The sequence below is a fragment of the Geodermatophilus maliterrae genome (genome assembly GCF_041018925.1).
GTDB classification, from domain to species: Bacteria; Actinomycetota; Actinomycetes; order Mycobacteriales; family Geodermatophilaceae; genus Geodermatophilus; species Geodermatophilus maliterrae.
In genome coordinates, this window is the sequence record NZ_JBFNXQ010000165.1 from 1 (window position 1) to 6,241 (window position 6,241).

General features: G+C 74.3%; 9 protein-coding genes. 3 read left to right on the forward strand and 6 right to left on the reverse strand.

Translation table 11 applies throughout. The features are described from left to right. Positions 1-53 precede the first annotated feature (53 nt). The 3 genes from ABQ292_RS25785 to ABQ292_RS25795 all read left to right on the forward strand — a co-directional run bounded on the left by ABQ292_RS25785 (position 54) and on the right by ABQ292_RS25795 (position 2,126). Complete coding sequence (locus ABQ292_RS25785; protein ID WP_369210558.1) at positions 54-704, forward strand: amino acid ABC transporter permease; 651 nt, start codon at positions 54-56, stop codon at positions 702-704. Continuing rightward, on the forward strand, positions 701-1,594 hold the full coding sequence (locus ABQ292_RS25790) for an amino acid ABC transporter permease (protein ID WP_369210559.1): 894 nt from the start codon (positions 701-703) through the stop codon (positions 1,592-1,594). The genes ABQ292_RS25785 and ABQ292_RS25790 overlap by 4 nt, the downstream gene beginning before the upstream one ends. A gap of 106 nt (positions 1,595-1,700) precedes the next feature. Continuing rightward, entirely contained in the window at positions 1,701-2,126 is a 426-nt protein-coding gene (locus tag ABQ292_RS25795) for a hypothetical protein (protein ID WP_369210560.1), read from the forward strand. 94 nt (positions 2,127-2,220) lie between these two features. On the opposite strand, the gene ABQ292_RS25800 is transcribed toward ABQ292_RS25795, so the two are convergent. The 6 genes from ABQ292_RS25800 to ABQ292_RS25825 all read right to left on the reverse strand — a co-directional run. Beyond that, positions 2,221-2,781, reverse strand: a complete 561-nt coding sequence (locus ABQ292_RS25800) for a regulatory protein RecX (RefSeq protein WP_369210561.1) — start codon at positions 2,779-2,781, stop codon at positions 2,221-2,223. 155 nt (positions 2,782-2,936) lie between these two features. Continuing rightward, complete coding sequence (gene recA, locus ABQ292_RS25805; RefSeq protein ID WP_204691078.1) at positions 2,937-3,980, reverse strand: recombinase RecA; 1,044 nt, start codon at positions 3,978-3,980, stop codon at positions 2,937-2,939. A 210-nt stretch (positions 3,981-4,190) separates the two neighbouring features. Then, complete coding sequence (locus ABQ292_RS25810) at positions 4,191-4,385, reverse strand: DUF3046 domain-containing protein (protein WP_369210562.1); 195 nt, start codon at positions 4,383-4,385, stop codon at positions 4,191-4,193. 9 nt (positions 4,386-4,394) lie between these two features. Next, complete coding sequence (locus ABQ292_RS25815) at positions 4,395-5,033, reverse strand: hypothetical protein (protein ID WP_369210563.1); 639 nt, start codon at positions 5,031-5,033, stop codon at positions 4,395-4,397. Continuing rightward, on the reverse strand, positions 5,030-5,509 hold the full coding sequence (locus tag ABQ292_RS25820; protein WP_369210564.1) for a MarR family winged helix-turn-helix transcriptional regulator: 480 nt from the start codon (positions 5,507-5,509) through the stop codon (positions 5,030-5,032). Before ABQ292_RS25820 ends, ABQ292_RS25815 begins: the two co-directional genes overlap by 4 nt. A 173-nt stretch (positions 5,510-5,682) precedes the next feature. Next, on the reverse strand, positions 5,683-6,241 hold a 559-nt coding region (locus tag ABQ292_RS25825; protein WP_369210565.1), incomplete at its 5' end, for an MFS transporter.

Below are 6,241 nucleotides of genomic sequence, written 5' to 3' on the forward strand. Positions count from 1 at the left end.
CCCCCCCCCCCCCCCCGCCCCCGCCACTCGTCACCTGACACATCGAGGGCGCGGTGCAGTTCCTCAGCGACAACGCAGACCTGTTGTGGAGCGCGTTCCTGACGACGCTCTCGCTCGCGGTCGTCAGCGGCGTGTGCGCCCTGGTGCTCGGCACCGTGCTCGCCGCGATGCGGGTCAGCCCCGTGGGACCGCTGCGGGGCCTGGCCACCTTCTACGTGGAGGTGTTCCGCAACACCCCGCTGACCGTCGTCTTCTTCTTCCTCGCCTTCGGCATCGTGCAGATCGACCTGCAGTTCCCGAGCCGGTTCGTCACCGCCGTCGCCGCGCTGTCGCTCTACACCGCCGCGTTCGTCTGTGAGGCGCTGCGCTCGGGCATCAACGCCGTCCCGCCGGGCCAGGCCGAGGCCGCCCGCGCGCTCGGGCTGACGTTCGGGCAGTCCCTGCGCCAGGTCGTGCTGCCCCAGGCGTTCCGCACCGTGGTCCCGCCCCTGGGCAACGTCTGGATCGCGCTGGCCAAGAACACCTCGATCGCCGCGGGCTTCGCCGTCACCGACCTCACCGCTGCCCTGCAACGGCTGGCCAACGCCAACGCCGACCAGCTCCTGGCCGTCTTCGCCGCAGTCGTCCTCGGCTACCTCGTCATCACGCTCCCCTCCGCCTGGCTGATCCGGGCCATCGAGACCCGGGTGGCGATCGTCCGATGAGCACCAGCGTCCTGTTCGACCTGCCCGGGCCGACCGCCCGCCGGCGGCAGCGCATCGGCACCGCCGTCGGCGGGCTGGTCGTCCTGGCCCTGATCGGTCTGGTCCTCTGGCGGCTGGGCGCAAACGGCCAGCTGCAGCCCGACCGCTGGGCGGTGCTGTTCGACCCGGCCTCCGGCGTGCCGCAGGCCCTCGGCGACGGCCTGGTCAACACCCTCGCGGTCGCGGCGGTCGGCATGGTGGCGGCCACCGTGCTCGGCGCCCTGCTGGCCGTCGGGCGGCTCTCCGACCACGCCTGGGTGCGGATCCCCGTCGGCGTGGTGATCGAGTTCTTCCGCGCCGTGCCGCTGCTGATCCTGATCCTGTTCTGCCTGCTGTTCCTGCCGACCGTCGGCGTCCCGATGACGGCCTTCCGGGCGCTGGCCCTGGGCCTGACGCTCTACAACATGGCCGTCCTGGCCGAGATCTTCCGCGCCGGGATCCTGTCGGTCGACCGCGGCCAGCAGGAGGCGGCCTTCGCCCTGGGCATGCGCAAGACGCAGGTCATGACGCTGGTCCTGCTGCCTCAGGCGGTGCGCCGCATGCTGCCGGTGCTGGTCGCGCAGCTCGTCGTCCTGCTCAAGGACTCGTCGCTGGGCTTCATCGTCGGCTACGTCGAGCTCCTGCGGACCGCGCGCAGCCTGGTCGAGTTCTTCAACTTCCAGTTCGGTAGCCAGTACACCTTCCAGCTCTACGTGGCCGCCGGCCTCATCTACATCGTCCTCAACGTGCTGCTGTCACAGCTGGCGCGCACCATCGAGAAGCGCACCCGCAGCAGCAGCAAGACGGCGGCGGCCAAGGAGATCGAGCTCCCGGCCGACGTGCAGATGGGCGGGGGCGGCGGCCCCGTCTGACCGAGAGGCGGACACGGAACGGTCACGCGGAGTCCCGCGCACACCGTGGCACACCGCCGTCGCGCGGGTGGTCAGGCCCGAGGGCCAGCCTGCCGAGAGAGGGGGCGTGGACACCGCTCTCTGCCCCGTCGTGCCGCCGCTGCCCGCCGTGGTGCGCCTGCCCGTGGGGCAGGTCGACGCCGCTCAGGAGTTCGTGAACCGGCTGCGTGCGGCTGCCGCGCAGTTCGCCCTCGCCGCAGGGGCTGAGTCCGCCGTCATCCGCGAGGTGGTCCCCCCGGCGCGGCACCGTCGCGCGCGCTGCCGCATCGTCCTGCGGACCCGCGACGGGGACGAGCTCGACCTGACGTTCCTCGGCCCGGTGAGCCGCCCGGCCACCCGCCCCGAGCGCAGCTTCGAGGCGCTGGTCCAGCAGTGGCTGCGTGCCGCTCACGACTCGGCGCCCGGCGGCCGGGGTGCCTGCCTGGTCGCCGACGACGAGTCTCCGGACGGGCGCGCGGTCGACCTCACCGCGTGGAGCGCCGCCGCCGGCTGACCTCCCGGGACGCCACACCCGGACACACGACGGGCCCCGTCGCCGGCCGCTGCTGCGGTCGCCGACGGGGCCCGTCGCCGTTCGTGTCAGCCCGTCAGGGCAGGTCGTCCTCCCAGCCGTCCCCGCCGTGGTCGGTGCCGAAGCCGGTCTCGTCGAGGACCTCGCGGACGACGGCCCCGGCCAGGCCGCCGCCGTAGCCCTTGCGGGCGAGCATGCCGACGAGCCGGCGGGTGGCGGTGACCCGGTCGACGCGGCGCAGGCTCGGCAGCCGTCGCTCGACGAGCCGCCGGGCGGAGACGCGCTCGTCCTCGTCGTCGACGAGGGCGAGGGCCTGCTCGGCGTCCTCACCATCGACGCCCTTGGCCCGCAACTCGGCCTTGAGCGCGCGGCGGGCCAGGCCGCGGCCGGCCTGCCGGGAGCTCACCCAGGCGCGGGCGAAGGCGGCGTCGTCGATGAGGCCGACCTCGCCGAAGCGGTCGAGGACGGCACCGGCGGCCTCCTCGGGGACGCCGCGGCGTTCGAGCAGGTCGGCCAGCTGCTGACGGGTCTTCGCCGAGCCGGTCAGCGCCCGCAGGCAGATGGCGCGGGCCACGGACTCCGGGTCGCCAGGGTCGTCGGCGGGGTCCCCGGGAGGTGCGTCGTCCGTGGCGGGCACGGCGGCCGGACCGTCCGGGTCAGGGGACGGTCCGGGCCGCCGTCGGCGGGCGGCGCGGTCGCGTGGCGCGCGACCCCGCCGACCTCCGGGCCGGTCGGACTGCTCGGGGTCAGCCCACCCGGGAGCCGAGCCGGACCAGCCGGTCACCGGATCGCTCAGAAGTCGACCGGAGCAGCGGCCGGCTCAGCGACCGGGGCGTCGACCTGCGGTCCGATGCCCAGCTTCTCCTTGACCTTCTTCTCGATCTCGTCGGCGAGGTCGGGGTTGTCGCGCAGGAAGGTGCGGACGTTCTCCTTGCCCTGGCCGAGCTGGTCGCCCTCGTACGTGTACCAGGCGCCGGACTTGCGGATGAAGCCCTGCTCGACGCCGGCGTCGATGAGGCCGCCCTCGCGGCTGAAGCCCTGACCCCACAGCAGGTCGAGCTCGGCCTGCTTGAAGGGGGCCGCGACCTTGTTCTTGACCACCTTGACGCGGACCCGGCTGCCGACGGCGTCGGTGCCCTGCTTCAGGGTCTCAATCCGGCGGACGTCGAGGCGCACCGACGAGTAGAACTTCAGCGCGCGACCACCGGTGGTGACCTCGGGCGAGCCGTAGACGATGCCCACCTTCTCGCGCAGCTGGTTGATGAAGATCGCGGTGGTGCCGGAGTTGTTCAGCGCACCGGTGATCTTGCGCAGCGCCTGGCTCATCAGGCGGGCCTGCAGACCGACGTGGCTGTCACCCATCTCGCCCTCGATCTCGGCGCGGGGCACCAGGGCCGCCACGGAGTCGATGACGATGACGTCGAGAGCGCCGGAGCGGATCAGCATGTCAGCGATCTCGAGCGCCTGCTCACCGGTGTCGGGCTGGCTGACCAGCAGCGCGTCGGTGTCGACGCCGATGGCGCGGGCGTAGTCGGGGTCGAGGGCGTGCTCGGCGTCGATGAAGGCCGCGATGCCGCCGGCGGCCTGGGCGTTGGCCACCGCGTGCAGGGCGACCGTGGTCTTGCCGGAGGCCTCCGGGCCGTAGACCTCGACGACACGGCCGCGGGGCAGGCCGCCGATGCCGAGTGCGATGTCGAGCGCGATCGAGCCGGTCGGGATGACCTTCATGGCCTGGGCCGGGGTGTCGCCCAGCCGCATGACCGAGCCCTTGCCGAACTGCTTGTCGATCTGGGCCAGGGCCATGTCGAGGGCCTTGTCGCGGTCGAGCGTTGCCATGGTGCTCACCTTCGGGAGAGTCGCGGTGCGGAGTCGTGTGGGTGTCGGGGACGACGCTAGGTCGGGGGTCTGACACTTTCCGGTGACGAGCCGGACCTGTGGAGGAGCGACCTCCCTGTGGACGCCACTGTAGGGCGAACACACGTTCGAGTCGAGCGACACGCAGGCACGCGGGACGGCCGCCCGGGAGCGGCGCCGGAGAGGGCCGGGTCAGCGGTCCTTCGGCGGGACGTCGTACTCCTCGCAGATCGCCAGCCACACCCGGCGCACCGGCAGGCCGGCCTCGATGGCGTCCGCGGCGGTGCGGCCACCGAGCGCGGCGAACACGTGGTCGCGCGTCACGCTCTGCGCCCGCATCGACCCGAACTGGGCGTCGAGCCGTGACCAGAACTCCTGCAGGCGCACGCCCCGACGCTAGCGCGCGTCCCCCTCGGGGGTGGCGGCCGCCGCGGCGATCCCCGCCCGCAGCCGCCGGACGAGGGCGGCCGGGTCGTCGGCGGCCAGGCGCAACTCGCCCACCGGCTGCCCGCCGGCGCGCGCCAGCGGGAGCACCAGCGGCGTCCGCAGCTCGACGTCGACCTGCGTGGACCCGGCGACGGCCACCGACACCGCCCGCCGCTCCCCCTCCTCGGCGACGACGACCGTCCGCGAGCCCTCGACGCTGCGCCGGCGGACGCGGGCCGCGGCGACGTCCTCCCACGCCACCCGGACGTCGACCGACGCCCCCGAGCGCAACCGCAGCCCCTCGGCGTCGACGGTGTGCGGGTGCACGCGCATCGCCGCGAGCAGGCCGATCATCCACAGCAGCCCGTAGGCACCGACGACGAGCAGGGCGACGCGCAGCGACGGCCACGGCAGGAGCCAGTCGACGAGCGGGATCTCGACCGCCGACAGGACGATGAAGGTCCACAGCACCGGGGTCACCGCCGACGCGTACGGGAACGGCTCCGCGCCGGGCGGGACGTCGGGCCGGCGACGGACCCAGCGTGCCAGGCTGCGCCACGTCCCCAGCTCGGAGGCCACCGCACGCCGGACCAGCTCGCCGGCGGTCACGACGGGCTCCCGGACGTCGCGCCGCCCGGGACGAGCGCCCGCAGCCGCTCGAGGACCTCGTCCAGGGCGTCGACGAGGCCGTCGAGCCGCTCCCCGGACAGGCCGCCGAACAGCTGCCCGGCCAGCTCGGCCTGCCCCCTCGCCAGCTCCACGAGCACCTCCTCGCCCCGCGCCGTCGGGGTGACCAGGGTGGCGCGGCGGTCGCCCGGGTGCGGCTCGCGGGTGACCAGGCCGGCGTCGACGAGGCCGTCGACCAGGCCGGTGACGTTGCGGGCGCTGGTGCCGAGGGCGTCGGCCAGGACGCGCTGGGTGCTCGGCCCGGTGGCGCGCAGCTGCCACAGCAGCGTGGTGCGGGCGACGGTCAGGCCCGAGGCGGCCAGGGACGCCGTCATGTCGCGGCCGAGGAGGACGGTCACCTCCACCACCCGGTCGAGCGCGGCCACCCGGCGGTCGTCGGCGGACGTGGGGCCGGACATCATGAGCCTCCTGCACGGTGAAGTCGCTTCACCATACTTGGTGATCTAGTCTGGAGGCGTGTTCCCCACCACCGGCTCGGCGACCTGGGACACCGTCCTGGAGATCGGCATCGCGCTGTGCATGCTGGTGACGCTCGTCCTCCTGTGGCGCGGCATGCGGGGCCGCTGAGCGGTCAGCCCGCCGCGCCCGCCCGCAGCCACACCACGACCAGCGGCAGCACCAGCGCCGCCGAGACGGCGGCCACCAGACCGAAGCCGCCGAGGGCGAGCAGCGGCCCGCCGACGGCGCCCGCGACGGCGGCGCCCAGGCCCATGAGCAGGTCGGTACCGCCCTGCGCCGTCGGCCGGACCTCGGCCGGCACCGACTCGGTGACGAGGGTGGACCCCGCGATCAGGCCGCACGACCACCCGAGCCCGAGCAGCAGCAGGCCGGCGCCCAGCCGGCCGGCGGCCTCGGGCGGCGCCGTCCCGGCCACCGCGGCGGCCGCCAGCAGCAGCCCGGTGCCGACGGCCACCGTCGTCCGCCGTCCGGCGCGGTCGGCCAGCAGGCCCACCAGCGGGCTGAACAGGTACATGCCGGCCACGTGCACGCTGATCACCAGGCCGACCAGCCGCAGCGTCGTCCCCTCGGGGCCGCCGGCGTGCCCCATGTGCACCGGGGTCATGACCATGACGCCGACCATCACCGCGTGGGAGACCACGACGGCGACCAGTCCGAGCCGGCCGCCGGGG